This window comes from Sporosarcina sp. Y1011 (genome assembly GCF_057669885.1).
On sequence record NZ_JBYHFP010000023.1, the window covers coordinates 12,252 to 30,004 of the forward strand.

The 17,753-nt window shown below is 43.4% G+C and carries 17 protein-coding genes and 1 other annotated feature; of the genes, 14 read left to right on the forward strand and 3 right to left on the reverse strand.

Translation table 11 applies throughout. From position 1 onward, the window contains the following. The first annotated feature begins 63 nt into the window (after nt 1–63). The 3 genes from scpC to AC25Y5_RS17120 all read left to right on the forward strand — a co-directional run bounded on the left by scpC (nt 64) and on the right by AC25Y5_RS17120 (nt 2,960). Nucleotides 64–1,578 carry a succinyl-CoA:acetate CoA-transferase ScpC gene (gene scpC / locus AC25Y5_RS17110; protein ID WP_488141350.1) on the forward strand — a complete coding sequence of 505 codons (1,515 nt, stop codon included), beginning with the start codon at nt 64–66 and terminating at the stop codon, nt 1,576–1,578. Nucleotides 1,579–1,867: 289 nt separating this feature from the next. Continuing rightward, a complete protein-coding gene (locus AC25Y5_RS17115) occupies nt 1,868–2,485 on the forward strand; it encodes an NAD(P)-dependent oxidoreductase (protein ID WP_488141351.1) in 618 nt (205 codons plus the stop codon). A gap of 175 nt (nt 2,486–2,660) precedes the next feature. Beyond that, the gene (locus AC25Y5_RS17120) at nt 2,661–2,960 is read left to right on the forward strand and encodes a hypothetical protein (RefSeq protein WP_488141352.1); all 300 of its coding nucleotides are present in this window, start codon (nt 2,661–2,663) and stop codon (nt 2,958–2,960) included. 646 nt (nt 2,961–3,606) lie between these two features. Here the strand turns inward: AC25Y5_RS17120 and AC25Y5_RS17125 are convergent. Then, nucleotides 3,607–3,981, reverse strand: coding sequence for a VOC family protein (locus AC25Y5_RS17125; protein WP_488141353.1), 375 nt, complete (start codon nt 3,979–3,981; stop codon nt 3,607–3,609). 90 nt (nt 3,982–4,071) lie between these two features. On the opposite strand from AC25Y5_RS17125, the gene AC25Y5_RS17130 reads away from it, so the two are divergent. The 5 genes from AC25Y5_RS17130 to AC25Y5_RS17150 all read left to right on the forward strand — a co-directional run bounded on the left by AC25Y5_RS17130 (nt 4,072) and on the right by AC25Y5_RS17150 (nt 8,798). Continuing rightward, complete coding sequence (locus tag AC25Y5_RS17130; RefSeq protein WP_488141354.1) at nt 4,072–4,755, forward strand: GNAT family N-acetyltransferase; 684 nt, start codon at nt 4,072–4,074, stop codon at nt 4,753–4,755. A 56-nt stretch (nt 4,756–4,811) separates the two neighbouring features. Next, the gene (gene dacB / locus AC25Y5_RS17135; protein ID WP_488141355.1) at nt 4,812–6,347 is read left to right on the forward strand and encodes a D-alanyl-D-alanine carboxypeptidase/D-alanyl-D-alanine endopeptidase; all 1,536 of its coding nucleotides are present in this window, start codon (nt 4,812–4,814) and stop codon (nt 6,345–6,347) included. Nucleotides 6,348–6,523: 176 nt separating this feature from the next. Further along, complete coding sequence (locus AC25Y5_RS17140; RefSeq protein WP_488141356.1) at nt 6,524–7,351, forward strand: transporter substrate-binding domain-containing protein; 828 nt, start codon at nt 6,524–6,526, stop codon at nt 7,349–7,351. Between the two features lie 76 nt (nt 7,352–7,427). Then, a complete protein-coding gene (locus AC25Y5_RS17145; protein WP_488141380.1) occupies nt 7,428–8,060 on the forward strand; it encodes an amino acid ABC transporter permease in 633 nt (210 codons plus the stop codon). 12 nt (nt 8,061–8,072) lie between these two features. Further along, the gene (locus AC25Y5_RS17150; protein ID WP_488141357.1) at nt 8,073–8,798 is read left to right on the forward strand and encodes an amino acid ABC transporter ATP-binding protein; all 726 of its coding nucleotides are present in this window, start codon (nt 8,073–8,075) and stop codon (nt 8,796–8,798) included. Between the two features lie 63 nt (nt 8,799–8,861). Here AC25Y5_RS17150 and rluF read toward each other — a convergent pair whose 3' ends face one another. Further along, nucleotides 8,862–9,566: a 23S rRNA pseudouridine(2604) synthase RluF gene (gene rluF / locus AC25Y5_RS17155; RefSeq protein WP_488141358.1), complete on the reverse strand. Its 705-nt coding sequence runs from the start codon at nt 9,564–9,566 to the stop codon at nt 8,862–8,864. Nucleotides 9,567–10,507: 941 nt separating this feature from the next. Continuing rightward, nucleotides 10,508–10,735: a binding site (T-box leader), on the forward strand. Nucleotides 10,736–10,802: 67 nt separating this feature from the next. On the opposite strand from rluF, the gene trpE reads away from it, so the two are divergent. Genes trpE through trpA form a run of 6 tightly spaced genes read left to right on the forward strand, consistent with a single transcriptional unit; the run spans nt 10,803 to nt 16,657 of the window. Further along, nucleotides 10,803–12,176: an anthranilate synthase component I gene (trpE, locus tag AC25Y5_RS17160; RefSeq protein WP_488141359.1), complete on the forward strand. Its 1,374-nt coding sequence runs from the start codon at nt 10,803–10,805 to the stop codon at nt 12,174–12,176. A gap of 55 nt (nt 12,177–12,231) precedes the next feature. After that, on the forward strand, nt 12,232–13,263 hold the full coding sequence (gene trpD, locus AC25Y5_RS17165) for an anthranilate phosphoribosyltransferase (protein ID WP_488141360.1): 1,032 nt from the start codon (nt 12,232–12,234) through the stop codon (nt 13,261–13,263). Next, complete coding sequence (trpC, locus tag AC25Y5_RS17170) at nt 13,260–14,048, forward strand: indole-3-glycerol phosphate synthase TrpC (protein WP_488141361.1); 789 nt, start codon at nt 13,260–13,262, stop codon at nt 14,046–14,048. Before trpD ends, trpC begins: the two co-directional genes overlap by 4 nt. Continuing rightward, entirely contained in the window at nt 14,045–14,647 is a 603-nt protein-coding gene (locus tag AC25Y5_RS17175) for a phosphoribosylanthranilate isomerase (protein ID WP_488141362.1), read from the forward strand. The genes trpC and AC25Y5_RS17175 overlap by 4 nt, the downstream gene beginning before the upstream one ends. A gap of 14 nt (nt 14,648–14,661) precedes the next feature. Continuing rightward, complete coding sequence (gene trpB / locus AC25Y5_RS17180; protein ID WP_488141363.1) at nt 14,662–15,876, forward strand: tryptophan synthase subunit beta; 1,215 nt, start codon at nt 14,662–14,664, stop codon at nt 15,874–15,876. Then, nucleotides 15,869–16,657 carry a tryptophan synthase subunit alpha gene (gene trpA / locus AC25Y5_RS17185; protein ID WP_488141364.1) on the forward strand — a complete coding sequence of 263 codons (789 nt, stop codon included), beginning with the start codon at nt 15,869–15,871 and terminating at the stop codon, nt 16,655–16,657. The genes trpB and trpA overlap by 8 nt, the downstream gene beginning before the upstream one ends. Nucleotides 16,658–16,725: 68 nt before the next feature. Here trpA and AC25Y5_RS17190 read toward each other — a convergent pair whose 3' ends face one another. Further along, nucleotides 16,726–17,556, reverse strand: a complete 831-nt coding sequence (locus AC25Y5_RS17190; protein ID WP_482102670.1) for an AAC(3) family N-acetyltransferase — start codon at nt 17,554–17,556, stop codon at nt 16,726–16,728. Nucleotides 17,557–17,753: the final 197 nt, after the last annotated feature.

Genomic DNA, 17,753 nt, shown 5'->3' on the forward strand with positions numbered 1-17,753 from the left:
TGCTCGCTCGTGTTGGTGTGTACGCTAGAATTAACAAAAGGTTATGAAAAGGGGCAGTTGAAGATGGGCAGTCAGATGGATCGAATTAGAAATGTTCAATTGAGGGACGTTGTTGTCTCACCAGAAGAAGCAGCATCTTGGATTGAAGATGGTATGACCCTCGGATTGAGCGGTTTTACACGTGCGGGTGACGCCAAAGCAGTTCCGTTGGCATTGATCAAGCGTGCAGAAACAGAACAATTTAAAGTTAATATATATACAGGAGCTTCTTTGGGTTCAGATATTGATAAATTGCTTGCGGAATCAGGTATTGTCAATAAACGTGGACCATTCCAGGCAGACCCTGTAATGAGAAAAAAGATTAATGATGGTGAGCATTTGTTCGTAGATCATCATTTATCACATACAGCGGAACTCGTTCGCTCAGAAATAATAGGGCCAATTGACTTTGCGATTTTGGAAGCGGTTTCAATAACGGAGGACGGAATGATTATTCCAACGACATCTGTTGGAAACTCTTTATCGTTTGCAAACCATGCAAAATCAATCATTATCGAGATTAATACGGCGCACTCTATACAGTTAGAAGGGTTACATGATTTATACGACCCCGGTATGCAGGGCGAAAGGACTCCAATTCAGTTAACGAAAGTCGATGACCGTATCGGTACAATGGGTATCCCAATTGACATGAGTAAAGTAAAAGGCATCGTATTCACGCATCAGTTGGACTTTCCTTCAACAATCGATGCACCTGATGATGAAACGGAAATTATGGCGGAGCATTTACTGACATTCTTGCGCAGTGAAGTTCAAGCAGGCCGTCTGACAGAACGTCTTGCGCCTTTACAATCAGGAATTGGATCGGTGGCAAATGCGGTTCTACACGGTATGGTTAACTCTGAATTTAAGGACTTAGAGGTGTATTCAGAAGTGTTGCAGGACGCAGTCTTCGAATTAATTGATGCGGGAAAAGTACGTTTTGCTTCTTGCGCCTCGATTACATTGTCTGAAGAAAAGATGAAGCATGTCTATAGTAACTTCGAGCAGTATCGGGATAAATTGATCATGCGTCCACAGGAAATCTCCAATCACCCTGAAATTATCCGCCGTCTCGGCTTGATCTCTATTAATACTGCACTTGAATTGGATATATACGGGAACGTGAATTCAACGCATGTTTCGGGGACAAGGATGATGAACGGCATCGGTGGATCAGGTGATTTTGCCCGCAATGCACGCCTTGCTATTTTTGTTACGAAATCGGTGGCAAAAGGCGGCAAGATATCAAGTATCGTTCCGTTTGTATCGCACGTGGATCATACTGAACACGATGTTGATATTATTGTGACTGAACAAGGATATGCCGATTTACGCGGTCTTGCACCGAGAGAACGTGTCGGGCTCATTATCGAAAATTGCGTACATCCACTGTATCGTGAACAGCTACGTGCGTATTATAGTGAAGCGCTTGAAAGAGGCGGACAAACGCCACATATTCTTGAAAAGGCATTCTCTTGGCATACGAATTTTGCGAAGAACGGCACAATGCTTGAGCTAGTTGAAGAGCTAGTTTAATGAAACAAAAAGAGGGTTACCCAATTAGGGGTAATCCTCTTTTTGTTTTTAGAGCGCGGTAGACTGGCCATGTAACAAGTGAACACGTGAACAAGTGAATGAGTGAGTAATCAAACAGTAGGGAGTTATAAGAGAAGTATTTGAAGAACGTGAAATGTTTCCAAGTTCTATAGTCTGAAATATAACCGTATACAAGATTCTGGTATACTGAAGGTGAAATGATGAAGGAATGAGTATTATTTATAGTAATAAAAAAACTATCTAACAAAATGTTAATGAGGTGGTTGTGATGAAAATAGCACTATTTGGTGCCACAGGGCGTATAGGCGGAGATGTACTAAAACGCGCTCTTGCGGATGGTCATGATGTAGTGGCACTTGTTCGTTCGCCAGAGAAATTGGCATCGTCAGACCAGTTAACGGTCATTCAAGGGGATGTCTGTGATGCTGAAGCAGTGTCGCGTGCCGTTACAGGCGTCGACGTGGTATTTAGTTCTCTAGGTACGGATAGAACGACAACGTTGACTGAGGCGGTTCCACATATGATTAAAGCGATGGAAGAGAATGGCGTCAGTCGAATTGTCACAATCGGGACGGCGGGTATCTTACAAAGCAGGGACAATCCTGCAAAGCTACGCTATGAAGCGGGGGATTCGAATCGGAAGCTGACTTTCGCTGCTCAAGAGCATCATAAAGTATATGACATGCTTCGGCAGTCTGGGCTAACGTGGACGATTGTTTGCCCTACTTATTTGCCGGATGGTGCCGAGGCGGGAAATTACAGAACTGAGCGCGATTTGTTGCCGTTGGAGGGTAAAAAGATTTCGGTTGGTGACGCGGCTGCTTTTGCCTACAATGAATTACTGGAAGGTAAAAACAGCGGATTTCGTGTTGGAATTTCATATTGATTCGCAAAGTAGTACTGTCATTGACGGTACTATTTTTGTACGGAAAATAGTTAGAAGAAGTCTTGTATAATTAATTTTTGTGTTTGATTGATTTTAATTGGCAAAACATTTTGACTGTTATAACCGTCTTATTGGTAGAGGTTATCCATATCTCGTGAAAAGGGGGAAGATTGTAGTGGAGTATCAATTTCCGGAATTTGTTTTCTTTAGACCTGTATTTACTGCTTTTATACTAATTCTAATTGTATTGTTGCTTGTCGTTATATTTCAGAAGGGAAGGTTGCTAAATCTCTTCTCTGTTATGAGTATTTTACTGATTTGTACGTACATTCCAGCAATGCTTCTTGTTGCTGAAGGGCATATTGTCGATGAGTATAACCTGGGCGGAGATGCCGTTATTATGTATCAATTTTTGGGGATTGTAGGACTCGCTGCAATTACTATTTTTGTTTTCTTGGGTAGGAGGAAAAGGTAAATTAATTGGATAGAATCAGAGATCCTGCTACCACTGGACGGACTATGTTAGAAAGTGTATTTCGTTATCGGGGATTGCGAAGGCGATTAATAAAAGTCCCGATACAATGGATAGAGTTGGAAATCCCGCTAATACCGCTTCTGCGCTTTGTGGATGCCTCCCGCGATAAGCCGGAAAGGAGCCCGCTTTCAGTCTTATCGCTACGGCTACCACGAAGTCGCGCCTTCGCTGGATAATCTATCTTAGAAAGCACATTTCATTGTTGGAGATAAGACCTGCAGTTCGTAGTGTTCTTTCTTCAATGAAATAAGTATCAAATAGTAATCACATTATAATTTCAGTCTATACATCTCAAAATAAAAACTCCCTGATAACGTACACCCTAGCGCAGGCGCGACAAGGGGTCGCCGAAGCCCTGAGACTGGATGCGAAGCGTTAATCCAGTCTCAGGGCCAGAGGCATCCCCAAAGCGTCAAGCGGTCAACAATCCACACTCCGAATCATAACTCTCACTCAATAATGTACGCACCAGCGCAAGCGCGACAAGGGGTCGCCGAAGCCGTGAGCCTGGATGTGAAGCGCCAATCCAGGCTCATGGCGAGGGGTATCCCCAAAGCGACAAGCGGTCTACAATGTACACTCTAAATCACACCTCAAACTCACTCATCAGTCCATGTGTATTACCTTCAGTATCATTGAAAAATACCATCCAGGTCTCCGTATTGCCCATTTTTGCGATGAAATGTGGTTTGTCGGTGAAAGGAACGCCTTTTTCACTAAGTTCTTTATAGCTCGTATGAATGTCGTCTACTTGGAAATAAAGGACGGAACTTGCGTTTGTGAATTGTTCCGTTTCGGGCAGACTAAGGAGTAGTCTCACACCGTTACAATCAAAAAAAGCCATCGTTTCGGTATTGAATAAGAGTGTCAACCCAAGTCTATCTTGATAAAATGAAACTGCACGATTGATATCTTTTACGGGTACTGCAATTTGGCCAATACTTTTTAAAATAGTTGTCAAAAGTAATCCTCCAATTCAGTCAATTTTCAATAATAGTATACCATATTAACATTTTAATCCAATTGCAATGAAAGTGGAGGCGCTTAAAATATGGAGATTCTTTATAGTGGTTTATTAAAAGACGGGCATCCTTTTTTCATACGTGCATTACAATTGGAAGACCTTAAGGCCATTTATCATGTACAAAAAGAAGTATTACAAGTACTTGATCATCCAGATTCATTATCTTCGCTGTCAGAAAAAGAGTATGAATATATTTTGACTGGCGGCGGTAAGATGGTAGGGGTGTTTGCGGATGGGTGGCTTGTCGCATTTCGTGCATTACTGGTACCGGGTGACGACGAAGAGCATCTTGGTTCTGATGTCGGTCTTGATCGAAACGAGTTAGAGTCCGTTATTTACCAGGAGATTTCGAATGTCTCACCGCGCTATCGCGGCTATCAATTACAAAAAGTAATGGCAATTGTTTTGATGGAACAATTGAAAAAAGATGAATATAAATATGTCTGTGCAACCGTTGCGCCGTTCAATATCGCTAGTCTAAAGGACAAGTTTTCGCAACAGATGGAAATTGCAGCGCTTAAGCAAAAGTATGGTGGTTTGTTGCGCTATGTTTTCGTGAAACACCTCCACGAAAAAGCTAGTGAATGGAAAGCGGAGCAAGACGTTCTGATGCAAGACACAAAAACGCAACAAAAACTTCTTGAAGAAGGATGGCGCGGCACGAATATTTCATGTGGTCCTGATGGATGGCTCGTCCGGTATTGCAAATAAAATACCTACATGCACGCATTGTATAAACTACTAAATGTACTGGAGGTGAAGAGGGGTTGACAAAGAGCCAGACATTAAAATTAATAGGCCTTTTAGTTGTGATTGTTACCGTTTTAACGCTATTTAACAGTAAGAATGACAAAGGTACCGAGAACACTACTGTTGCCTTGGAAAATACCACAGCCCCCGTCGTTAAGGTCCATGAGTCTAATGGATTTCCGAAGCTGGATGAAATCCTGAATGATCCTCGGTTAAAAGGTGCGACAACTGGAATCAGTATCCGAAACGCATCGACGGGCGAAATTGTCTATTCTCATCTCGGTGATACACGGGTTCATCCTGCATCCGTCATGAAGTTACTGACCGGTGCAACAGCGCTTGATACACTCGGTGAAGACCACATATTTAAAACAGAACTATATACGGATGGGCGGATATCGAACGGTCTATTGTACGGGAATCTCTATTTAAAAGGGAAAGGTGATCCAACGCTGACGAAGGATGGTTTAAATGCGTTTGCATCTGAGTTAAAAGCAAAAGGGATTCGCTCCATCAAAGGGAATTTATATGCAGACGATACTTGGTTCGACACCGACCGCCTATCTCAAGACCTAAATTGGTCCGATGAACCGTACTATACAGGTTCACAAATATCGGCATTGACGCTATCCCCAAATAATGATTATGACGCCGGAACAGTGATTATCGAAGTAAATCCTACAACTAAGTCGGGACAAGCAGGAAAAGTGCGCATGGTTCCTGCAAATACTTATCTAACCGTCATTAACAATACGCAAACAGTGAAAAAAAGCGGTAAGAAAAACATCCGAGTTGAACGGCGGCATGGCACGAACACAATCGTCGTTTCAGGAACGATTCCAGTAGGAGCAAAAAAAACAAGAACCTGGTCATCCGTTTGGGAACCTTCAAACTATACTATTAACGTCTTTCAAACTGTACTTGAAGAACAAGGCATCACGTTTTCTGAAGCACCTAAACTGGATAGAAAAAAAGTTCCTGCGGGAGCCACTTTAGTAGCATCAAGACAATCAATACCACTGAAAGAGTTACTCATCCCCTTCTTGAAATTGAGTAACAACGGTCATGCTGAAGTACTGGTAAAAGAAATGGGTCGTGTGATTGGCGCCAAAGGTAGCTGGGAGAAAGGGCTTGCAGTCATGCACAGCACTCTTGCGGACATGGGAATCGATTCTAGTAATATGTTGCTTCGCGACGGTTCCGGCATGTCACATAAAAACCTCGTCACTGCAAATGAAGTATCCGAGCTTCTCCATACAGTACAATCGAAATCTTGGTATCCGACATTTCTGAACGCGCTTCCTGTAGCGGGGAATAAGGATCGTTTTATTGGCGGTACATTGCGAAACCGTATGATAGGAACTGCTGCAGAGGGCAATGTACGAGCAAAAACAGGTGCACTGAATGGAGTTACAGCTTTATCGGGGTTTGTCACAGCGTCAGATGGAGAAAAGTTGATTTTTTCAATTATGATAAATAACTATTTAAGCGAGAGTACTTACGAAGTTCTGGATGCAATTGCAGTCGCATTGTCAAACTTTAAAATGAACTAACATGCACTCATTCCTTGTGATTACATCTCAATAGTGCTTATAACGAACTATTTTTGAATAGTTCGTTTTTTTGTAATATTTTATGTTTACCAGAGAAACAGTAGGGTAAGGGATATAGAGACTATAAATAAATACTGGTACACTACCAGGGAGATTAAAAGGGGAGATTTTATACTATGGGGAAGTTTAAATCACTATTTCTATTGATGACTGTGTTGGTTTTGATTTTAGCTGCATGTGCACCAAAAGAGAATGCAACAGATGAAGTGAGTGAAGGCGACGGGAGTTATGAACTTGTGAAAAAAGGGAGTTTGACCTTTGCGGCAAGTGGACTCTATAAGCCATTCAACTTTGAGGAAAAAGGTGAGCTGACAGGATTTGATATTGAAATTGGAAATGCAATATCGGAAAAGTTGGGCTTGAAGCCGAACCCGGTGACAAATCCATTTGAAACAATTCTGCAAGGGTTAATCGGCAATAAATACGACGCAATTATTGGATCAATGGCCTATACGAAAGAGCGCGCTAAACAAGCGAACTTTACTGAACCTTACTATTACTCGGGTGGAATGATTTTTGTATCCGCAGATAATACCGATATTAAATCTGGAGATGATTTGAAGGGCAAAAAGATTGGCGTCGTGGCTCAATCCACATATGAAAAACCCGCGCAAACCCTTTCGGACAATATTCAGTATTATAGTAGTGACGTAGTTGCATTGAAAGATTTGACGATACCGGGTCGCCTCGATGCGGTAATCACAGCTGATATTGTCGGCTTTGAAGCCATTAAAAATGATTTTAAAATTAAAGAAGTAGGGAAGCCGCTATGGGTAGAACAGCCATCCATCGCTGTGCGACCAGAAAATGATGCATTAAGAGAAGCAATTGATGAAGCACTTAAAGAAATAATTGAAGACGGCACATATGATGAAATCTCACAGAAATGGTTCGATCGAAACCTGTTAGACCTTGATCTGGAGGGCGTGGAGCTTTTAGAATGAATGATTCCACAAACTTAATCAAGGAAAGAGGGTATAGCTAGTGCCAGAGGTATTTATAACAATCTATGAAGTATTCATGCGAACGTACCCGGGCTTTTTGAAAGCAGCCCTTATCACATTAGAAATTACAGCAATTGCCCTAGTACTGGGTACTGCGTTAGGTATTGTTTTTGCTTTAATGAAAATATCCAAGTCAAAAATTTTACAGACAATCGCAAACCTGTATATTACTTTAATACGGGGAACTCCGCTGATTGTTCAAATCATGTTTCTCTATTATGGAATCACAAACATCGTTGTACTCTCAAACTTCTGGGCTGGTGCAATCGCGCTGGGGATTCATAATGGTGCCTATATCGCGGAGATTTTCCGTGGCGCTATACAGGGCATTGACAGAGGGCAGGAGGAAGCCAGTCTCGCAGTCGGCATGAATCGTCGTCAAGCCATGCGCAGAATCATTTTTCCACAAGCGCTGCGCCGTGCCATTCCGCCACTCGGCAACCAATTTATCATTACGATGAAAGATTCATCACTTGTATATGTTATCGGTGTTTCAGAAATGTTTGGTCTGGCGAACAGAGAAGCGGCTGCATCATTCCAGCCATTCGAAACATTTATGGTTGTTGGATTGTACTATCTCGTACTCGTATTGATCTTCACTGCACTACTGAAATGGTATGAGAAAAAGCTGGATGTTGACACTATATGAGGAGGACATTAAATGATTAACACGAAAAACCTCCACAAGTCATTTGGCAATCTTGAAGTGCTGAAAGGAATTGACCTTGAAGTGGAAGCCGGGGAAGTGGTCGTACTTATTGGAGTCAGCGGCTCTGGTAAAAGTACGTTGCTTCGCTGTTTGAACTTTCTTGAAATACCCAACGAAGGTGAAATTGCAATTGATGGGCGTCACGTCAATCTAAAGAAAGATGATTTATCAAACGTGCGTGCTGAAATAGGAATGGTATTCCAGCATTTTAATCTCTTTCCACATAAAACAGTGCTTGAAAACATTACGGAGGCACCAATCATTGTTAAAAAGATGAAGAAGGAACAGGCAGAAAAAAAGGCCCGTATCATATTAAAAAAAGTTGGATTGTTGGATAAAGCAGACGTCTATCCAAGCAAATTGTCAGGCGGTCAAAAGCAACGTGTAGCTATTGCACGAGCACTTGCAATGGAACCCAAAGCACTTTTGTTTGACGAACCGACTTCAGCACTTGACCCTGAACTCGTAGGAGAGGTTCTTCAAGTAATGAAAGACTTGGCAAACGAAGGGATGACAATGGTCGTAGTCACTCATGAAATGAAGTTTGCCAAGGAAGTGGCAGACCGCATTATTATGCTAGATGAAGGTTGTATCATTGAAAATGCTGATCCAGATACCTTTTTCAACCATTCCACCAACGAACGGACACGCCAGTTTTTAGAAATGGTTGACGTTTAAAGTTGTAGAGAAAAAGCTGTCCCTCGCCTAGGTATATCAGGCGGTGAACAGCTTTTTTTCACGTTATCTTTTCGGTTCGTAGTTCAGCATCTTAAACATTTCTGACAGTTCGTCCTCAGTCAAGTCACGCCAATGTCCATTCGGCAAGTCACCAAGGTGAATGTTCATAATGCGTGTCCGCTGTAACTTGCGTACATTGTATCCAAGTGCGGAACACATACGGCGGATTTGGCGATTCATTCCTTGCGTTAAAGTCATGTTGAATTTACGCGGACCCAGTTGCTTCACTTTACACGGTTTAGTAACCGTATCTAAAATGGCAACGCCTGACTGCATCTGGTGAATGAAGTCTTTCGTAATCGGTAGATCCACAGTGACGATATATTCTTTTTCATGGCCATTCTCTTCACGCAAGATTTCATTGACGATATCACCGTCATTAGTCAAAAGGAGAAGTCCATCTGAATCTTTATCGAGCCGTCCGATATGGAAAACACGGAGTGGATGATTGACGAAATCGACAACATTTCCTTTAATATGACGTTCTGTGGTACTTGTAATGCCGATGGGTTTGTTGAGCGCAAGATAGACGAGCTGTTGTTCCGTCTTCACAATTTTTCCGTCTGCCCGGACTTCGTCGCCATCTGAGACTTTACTGCCAAGTTCGGCGAGTTGCCCGTTGATTGTGATACGTCCATCTTCTATCCATTTATCTGCGCCTCGTCGGGAAACGATTCCCGCTTCGCTCAAATATTTATTAATTCTCATTGGAATCACCTGCTTTGTTTATTAAAACTAGTATACAGCATTGGGAATCAAACAACTAAATGAACCATATCGTGAATAAAAAAAATAGCACGTCAGTCGATCAACAAAAATAACCAGTAAATAAGATTACACACTGGGCACTACTTGTATAGTTGCTATTGGATTGCTTTGGATTGAACAACTTCTATACCATTATCGAGATGTCTTCATAAGTAGGGATGCGACTTTGTCGCATCCCTACTTATACTTTCGGTAATCGTATGGTGGTTGTTCATCCTTCGCTCTCCAAAGACACTGCTACAAGAAGTACTAAAGCTTTTCCGGACGATAGAATAGCCCGCTTCTAACATGGAGAGAAGCGGCCAAAGATACAATTTTGGCCGCTCAAGCCCTCTTCTATAGTTTCTCTATTTCTAATTTTAAGGAAGTGTCACTTTTTTATAGAGCATCACATATTCTTTGCTAAAGATAACCAGAGAATACTATGTACAATGTGCAAGAGTGCCCGAAATTGCATCTTCGGGCACTTACTCTCTTTATAAAATGTCATCTATTCTTTTCTTTCAAAACAACTGCATTTTTCACTTGAATATTGTAGGAACGCGACAGGCGATTAATCACAACAAGATATCCGAAAAGAGTGTGACAATAAGTGACGAAGTCACTTATTGTCACACCTGCCCCCACGGTAAAAATGTCGTGATTAAATCGCCGAAAGCGGGCCGGAAATATTACTGTGAAAATGGCGATTTTCAATCCTTTATTGTCAGCGGTTTATGCAAGTTGGTGGTTAATCAACAGACTTGATAAAATATATTACTTTACTGAAAAGGTTGACAATTAGGTGAATCCATAATACGATTGCATTAACATTTTATTTAAGAGACGGGCAGAAGGTTCCGATAGCGGTGCCGCCCACGACAGACGAGACGAGAATAGCTGAGAAATTGATGAATAAGAAGAGTAGCACGGGTACGTGATTATAGAGAGTCAGTGGGTGGTGAAAACTGATTCGCGGCCGGTGTGAATGGACTTATGAGAGCCTAGTTGAATCGCTTTTTCAACTAGGACGTGAGATCCCACGTTACGGGATGTGTCTATTAGACACGCTAAGTGGAAGTAGAAATACTTCAATTAGAGGTGGCAACGCGGTAAATTCCGTCCTCTGCAATCGGACTAATCTGTCCTTTTGCAGGGGACTTTTTTATTTTCAAAAAAGAGGAGAGATGAGTAGAGATGAGTAGAGAACAGACGAGTTTAAGGACAACAATGAAAACGTTAAATGGGGATTCGTTAACGCCGATATCCATTTTCAGAAGAATGCAGGGGCAGCGGAAATTTTTACTGGAAAGCTCTTCGAAGCACGAGGGGTCCGGGCGCTATTCTTTTCTAGGGATGGATCCGCTGAAGTCTTATAGCGGAAGAGATGGCAAGCTGAACGAGCACGTTTACAAGACGGGTAAGAAATATGTGCACGAGGGTGATTTGTTTGTTCTGTTGAAACGATTGATGCCGAGAATTACGGATGATATTGATTTTCCTTTCACGGGTGGTGCGGTTGGCTACGTTGGTTATGGGGCAGGTTCCGATAGTGCGACGCGCGCTCATGACGATATGGGATTCCCAGACGTCAATTTCAATATTTACGAAACCATTATCATCTTCGACCATGTATCGAATGAAGTGACATTGTTGCATACGGAAATTAATCCGGAACAAAGTGCTCCCGATTTGGACGCACTGGCGAACAGTATGTTGAAGGGTCCTGAAAAGGAAGAGTCTACCTTTTCAATATCCGACTATAACTGTAGCGTAACGCAGCAACAGTTTGAAGATATGGTACGCGATGCAAAAGGGTATATCGAAGCGGGCGAAGTGGAACAAGTTGTACTGTCAAGACGATTAGTAGCTGATTTCAATGGCGATCCGTTTTCACTTTATCGAAAGCTTAGAAAGCGTAATCCTTCGCCTTATATGTATTACATGGAATTTGATGATCATGTCGTCGTGGGGACGTCACCGGAAAGTTTGGTTCGCGTGGCAAACGGTAAAGTAACGACAAATCCAATTGCCGGAACACGTCGACGCGGTGTAGATAAAGCAGAAGATAAGGCGCTTGAAAAAGAATTGTTGGCGGATCCGAAAGAACTTGCAGAACACGATATGCTTGTCGAACTTGGAAAGAATGATTTGGAGAAAGTATGCCTAGCGGATTCTGTTAAAGTCACAAGTTATCAGGAAATCGTCCGTTACGAACATGTCATGCACATTGTATCGGAAGCGGAAGGGACATTGTCGCCGGTGCTTCATTCACTGGATGCATTAACGGCTTGTCTTCCAGCGGGTACAGTAACGGGTACTCCGAAAAAAAGGGCGATGGAATTGATTGATGAATTGGAGAAAATGGACCGAGGCATTTACGGTGGAGCAATCGGCTACATTGGATTCAATGGAAATATGGACTTTGCATTGACGATTCGAACGATGGTGGTCAAGGATGGAAAAGCATATGTCCAGGCGGGCGCAGGAATTGTGCAAGCATCAGAACCGACAACTGAATTTATGGAAACAGCCAATAAAGCCAAATCATTATTAGATGTCGTAAACTAGATCACTAGTGAATTGTGTGTGAGAAAGAGCTTAGCAGAGTAGAGGAGAGATTGAGATGAGAAGTTTTGTTAAAAGAGTAGAAATGGGCGAGCATTTGATGTACGAAGAAATGCTAGAGGCTTCGAAGTTGATGTTTAATGAGCAAACGGATTCACAGGGCGTCATTGATTTCCTTGTGGCATTGTCACTTAAAGAGGAAACAGCACATGAATTGGCGGCTCTTGCCGAGGTCATGAGTTCGTTCGCGCTTCAAGTAAATGTTCCACGGGAAACATTTATGGATAACTGCGGAACTGGCGGAGATGGCTCAAACAGTTTCAATATCAGTACAGCATCTGCCTTTGTACTAGCGGGCGCAGGCGTTTCAATCGCCAAACACGGCAATCGGAAAATTTCAAGTGCGGCAGGAAGCTCTGATGTATTGGAAGCACTTGGCGTTCATACGAAATTTAGCATAGATGAGACCATTGAATTGCTTCGACAAGAAGGAATTACGTTCTTATATGCACCAAACGTTCATCCGAAAATGAAACGAATCGGTGAAATTCGACAAAAAATAGGCAAGCCGACCATCTTCAATCTTGTAGGGCCTCTGACAAATCCAATCCCGTTGAAAACACAGTTCACGGGCATTAACAGACCGGACTTCACGATGGAATATGCATCCGTTTTGCGCATGCTGGGAAGAGAGCGGTCCATCGTTGTATCGGGAGCGGGCGGCATGGACGAAGCGTCACTTGCGGGACAAAATACGTTTGTACTGCTCGATAAAGGCGACCTTATTCCATTTTCACTGACAGCGGAGGATGTGGGTCTTACCCCTGCACCGATTTCCGCAATACGCGGAGGGGATGCAAAGGAAAATGCAGCAACGATTCGAGCGATATTCAATGGACGACGCGGTCCCCACTTCGATACGGTCGTGTTCAACGCTGGCATCGGATTATTCGCAAACGGTCAAGCGGAGACAATTCAAGACGGGGTTAACCAAGCGACGGATAGTATTTTATCCGGAAAAGCACTGGGGAAACTAGAGGCTGTTGTAGCATTCAGCGAAAAAATAGGCGCAAAGGCGGTGGCAAGATGACAATTCTGGACACGATTCTACTCGAGAAAAGGCGTGAAGTGCTTAGCATGTTAGCAGAGCAAGAGGTGGTGCAAGAAGCGCGACCTTCACGACCTTCGTTATTCGATAAATTATATAAATCTGAGCATCTACAGATTATGGCGGAGATGAAACGAGCTTCTCCATCGAAAGGACTTATCGCGGAAGGTGCAGATCCCGTTGCACAAGCAATTGCCTATTACAATGCAGGTGCAGCATGCATTTCAGTTTTGACAGATAGTCACTTTTTCAAAGGTTCGTTTGAAGACTTAACGGCAGTCGCGGACAATGTTCCTATTCCCTTGCTATGCAAGGATTTCATCGTAGATCCTGTGCAGATTGACCGTGCAAAAAATGCCGGTGCATCTGTTATCCTGCTAATTGTTGCGGCCCTTACTAACGAAGAACTTACTAATTTCCATGCTTATGCGCTGGCATCTGGCTTGGAAGTACTGGTAGAAGTACATGATGAAGCGGAGTTGAAACGTGCGCTTGCGGTAAATGCTAAACTGATTGGCGTTAATAACCGAGATCTCCGTACGTTTACTGTAGATCTCAAAAGAACAGAAGAAATTGCAGCTGTTTTTCCGTTTGATGAAGAGCGTGTCTTAATCAGCGAAAGCGGAATTTGGGAACCGGAAGATGCACTATTCGTTGCGGGTACTGGCGCAAGTGCAGTTCTCGTTGGTGAATCGCTTATGCGTAGCGGTGAAGTCACTGTAGCTCTGCAGTCACTGCAAGTTGCATTGCCAAAGGTAGTCAGATGACAAAAGTGAAGATTTGCGGATTAATGGAACAGAAACATGTAAAGACGGCGGTCGACGCTGGAGCAGATGCAATCGGTTTTGTCTTTGCACCCAGTAGACGTCAGGTGACAATCGCAAAAGCGCAAGAGTTGGCAAAGGATATTCCGCCAGGGGTATTGAAAATTGGCGTGTTCGTCAATGCATCTCGAGAAGAAGTTGAACGAACATACAGGGAAGTACCGCTAGATTATGTACAATTTCATGGAAATGAAGACACTGAATTTATAGATTCGGTTCGACTTCCTTCTATTAAAGTATTAGCAGTCCACAGTAGTGAAGACGTGAAGCAAAGTAGACAGTATGACACGGACTATTTTTTGTTTGATGCACCTGGCATTGAATTTAAAGGCGGCAGCGGAATAACGTTCGACTGGCAACTGATGAAAGACGTAGGTGTACCGCAGGATAAAGTTATACTGGCTGGTGGATTGAACGTAGATAATGTTGCACAAGCGATTGAATTGGTGAAGCCATATATGGTGGACGTTTCGAGCGGGGTAGAAAGTGCAGGCAGAAAAGATGAGGACTTGATTCGCGCATTCATTAAAGCGGTTAAATAGAGGAGAGATGAACAATGGTAAAAGAATTGGATACAGCACAAACGGAACAGGCGGGGCGGTATGGCAGGTTCGGTGGGCAGTTCGTCCCCGAAACACTAATGACAGCATTAATCGAGTTGGAAAAAGCCTATGATGAAGCAGTTGCAGATCCCGCTTTCGCCAACGAAGTAAATTATTACTTAAAAGACTTTGTGGGACGCGAGACGCCGCTCTATTTTGCAGAGAGGCTCACAAAAGTGGCAGGCGGCGCGAAGATTTATCTCAAACGAGAAGATTTAAACCATACAGGAGCACATAAAATTAATAATTCAGTTGGGCAGGCAATTCTCGCAATGCGCATGGGTAAAAAGAAGATTGTAGCAGAAACTGGGGCAGGTCAACACGGAGTAGCCACGGCGACAGTATGCGCTTTGTTTGGTCTAGAATGTATTATTTTCATGGGAAAAGAAGATATCAGAAGGCAGGAGTTAAATGTCTTTCGCATGGAATTACTTGGAGCAACAGTTGTATCGGTCGATCAAGGATCAGGTACACTGAAAGATGCGGTTAACGAGGCGCTTCGTTATTGGGTAGCGAACGTAGAGGATACGCATTACATTTTAGGTTCAGCTCTAGGTCCACATCCTTTCCCGAGAATTGTTCGTGATTTCCAGCGCGTTATTGGAGTAGAGACAAGGCAACAGATTGTGGAGAAAGAAGGGCGACTGCCGGATGCAATTGTTGCGTGCATCGGTGGTGGGAGCAATTCAATTGGTATGTTCCATCCGTTTATTGACGATGAAGAAGTCGCTTTGTACGGAGTTGAAGCGGCGGGAAGCGGTATAGAAACGGGACTTCACGCGGCTGCAATTGCGGATGGGAAAGAAGGCGTGCTACACGGAGCATATATGTATGTGTTGCAAGACGATGATGGAATTATCCAGGAAGCGCACTCCATTTCAGCGGGTCTCGATTATCCAGCTGTTGGTCCGGAACATAGCCATTTACACGATATTGGACGCGTAACTTACACATCCGTGACAGACGCGGGTGCACTGGAAGGGTTACAGCTATTGGCGAAAGTGGAAGGTATTATTCCGGCGCTTGAAAGTGCACATGCGGTTCAATACGCAGTTGAGCTAGCGGGCAGTATGAGCGAAGAAGAGATACTTGTCGTTTGTCTTTCAGGCCGTGGCGATAAAGACGTCCAAACGGTACGCGATGTTTTAGGAGGTGGCTTGAATGACTAAGCACGATTTAACCAATGCGATTACTGATTGTATAAGTCACGGCGATAAAGCGTTCGTACCCTATATCATGGCGGGCGACGACGGGCTTGAAACACTAAAGAAAACTATTTTATTTCTACAAGAAACGGGCGTGACCGCAATTGAACTTGGTATTCCATTTTCAGATCCTGTCGCAGATGGCCCCGTCATACAAGAAGCTGGTAAACGTGCCCTTGCTAAAGGGGTAACGCTTCGTAAGGTATTGAAAGAACTCCTTTCATTCAAAGATGAGGTTACCGTTCCACTCGTTTTTATGACTTATTTGAACCCGGTTTTAAGCTATGGCGTTGCTCAATTTGCGAAGGATTGCAGGGATAGCGGTATCAGTGGACTTATTGTACCTGACTTACCTTATGAGGAAAGTGGGTTGTTGCGCCAAGAACTGACAGATTGTGAAATTGCACTCGTTCCACTCGTTTCATTAACGAGTCCGCCTGAACGCATTCAAAAAATAACAGCGGTTGCTGAAGGTTTCGTTTATGCAGTGACGATAAATGGAACTACAGGGGTACGCAATGGATTTAGTGAAGACCTTGCGATGCATATAGAACAATTGAAAGCAGTAAGTCCAGTACCTGTACTTGCAGGTTTCGGTATTTCAACACCTGAACAAGTTCAAACAATTGGTGCATTGGCCGATGGCGTTATTGTCGGAAGCGCTATTGTGGATGCAATGCATCGCAATGATTTTGCAGCAGTGGAGGCGTTGGTGAAAGCGTCGAAAAAAGAAATATTTAGCTGAAAAAATGCCCTTCTCAATGCGGAGTACTGCGTAGAGAAGGGCATTTATGACTATTAAAATTTGCTCTTTTATACGCATACCCCTCCGGACTTTCTTCTATCTGTTACCCATTCAGTCCCGAAATCGATGAGTGGTTTCATGTGGATGATTTTGCAAGAGGCTTGCCCTAAATATCCGTCTAGCACGGCATCGGGATTCATCTCCTCAAATGCACGACCCAATTCAGGGAAAAGGTCGGAATCGACATCCGCCATATCGAAAGTTGCCCAAATTCGTTCTCCATTTTGAATGATGGCAGCGCCTTGCGGGAAAGCTGTAAGGCCGGGAGCCAAATACTCGGACAGATGAAGAGCTGTACAAGATTCGTAACTTACACCAATCATGACAACTTTTACATCTGTGCCCAGCATAGTGCCGAGGGGAGAACTCATCCCGAATGAATCACCAATCGGGTGTTCACTCATCCAATCCATTGCGTTTTTCCCCCATGCTATGAACGAATGAGCGGGATGAGGGCTACGGATAGTTTCCGGATGACGATGTAAGCAGTCTGCAATTTTCCCCATTTCACGCAAAGGTGTTAGATGCTTGTCGAAAGCGGGAATGGATTGACGAATGGGCTCGTGCCAGGCTTGAGGAACAGGAGGCAGCATCCAGTAAGACGGATCGGAATTATCGCCTGACTGTGCGGGCATGACAATCGTACCGGAACGAGTTACAGTTTCTATCAGTGCCTCAACCACAGCTTGTGCACCTCCCGCAATCCAACCCATCGATTTTAGTGATGAGTGGACTATGAGGTGATCACCTGATATGATGCCTAAGGCGTTGAGTTGCACTTTTAATGATTCTTTTGATTGGAATGAATGTGTTTGTTGAATAGCTTCGAACTCTGCCATTGATACCACCCGATTCTATAGATATTTAAACTTCATTCAGCAAATCTTTTTGTACTGAAAGCGAAGCGTCAGCTACAGAAGTCCAAACCCATGCTGAATAAAGTTAAAGCCTCCGGCGGATGTCAAAGATTTTGAAGGGAGTTAATTGAGCAAGCTCAATTCAAAATCTTGACGCAATCACACCGAGGCGTGATTGA

What these genes read in the sequence shown, in the direction of transcription:
- trpD (WP_488141360.1), top strand. Translation starts at nt 12,232, where the DNA reads ATGAGAAGTTTTGTTAAAAGAGTAGAAATGGGCGAGCATTTGATGTAC.
- AC25Y5_RS17175 (WP_488141362.1), top strand. Translation starts at nt 14,045, where the DNA reads ATGACAAAAGTGAAGATTTGCGGATTAATGGAACAGAAACATGTAAAG.
- trpB (WP_488141363.1), top strand. Translation starts at nt 14,662, where the DNA reads ATGGTAAAAGAATTGGATACAGCACAAACGGAACAGGCGGGGCGGTAT.
- rluF (WP_488141358.1), bottom strand. Translation starts at nt 9,566, where the DNA reads ATGAGAATTAATAAATATTTGAGCGAAGCGGGAATCGTTTCCCGACGA.
- trpA (WP_488141364.1), top strand. Translation starts at nt 15,869, where the DNA reads ATGACTAAGCACGATTTAACCAATGCGATTACTGATTGTATAAGTCAC.
- AC25Y5_RS17115 (WP_488141351.1), top strand. Translation starts at nt 1,868, where the DNA reads ATGAAAATAGCACTATTTGGTGCCACAGGGCGTATAGGCGGAGATGTA.
- trpE (WP_488141359.1), top strand. Translation starts at nt 10,803, where the DNA reads ATGAGTAGAGAACAGACGAGTTTAAGGACAACAATGAAAACGTTAAAT.
- AC25Y5_RS17145 (WP_488141380.1), top strand. Translation starts at nt 7,428, where the DNA reads ATGCGAACGTACCCGGGCTTTTTGAAAGCAGCCCTTATCACATTAGAA.
- AC25Y5_RS17150 (WP_488141357.1), top strand. Translation starts at nt 8,073, where the DNA reads ATGATTAACACGAAAAACCTCCACAAGTCATTTGGCAATCTTGAAGTG.
- AC25Y5_RS17190 (WP_482102670.1), bottom strand. Translation starts at nt 17,556, where the DNA reads ATGGCAGAGTTCGAAGCTATTCAACAAACACATTCATTCCAATCAAAA.
- AC25Y5_RS17140 (WP_488141356.1), top strand. Translation starts at nt 6,524, where the DNA reads ATGGGGAAGTTTAAATCACTATTTCTATTGATGACTGTGTTGGTTTTG.
- AC25Y5_RS17130 (WP_488141354.1), top strand. Translation starts at nt 4,072, where the DNA reads ATGGAGATTCTTTATAGTGGTTTATTAAAAGACGGGCATCCTTTTTTC.
- trpC (WP_488141361.1), top strand. Translation starts at nt 13,260, where the DNA reads ATGACAATTCTGGACACGATTCTACTCGAGAAAAGGCGTGAAGTGCTT.
- scpC (WP_488141350.1), top strand. Translation starts at nt 64, where the DNA reads ATGGGCAGTCAGATGGATCGAATTAGAAATGTTCAATTGAGGGACGTT.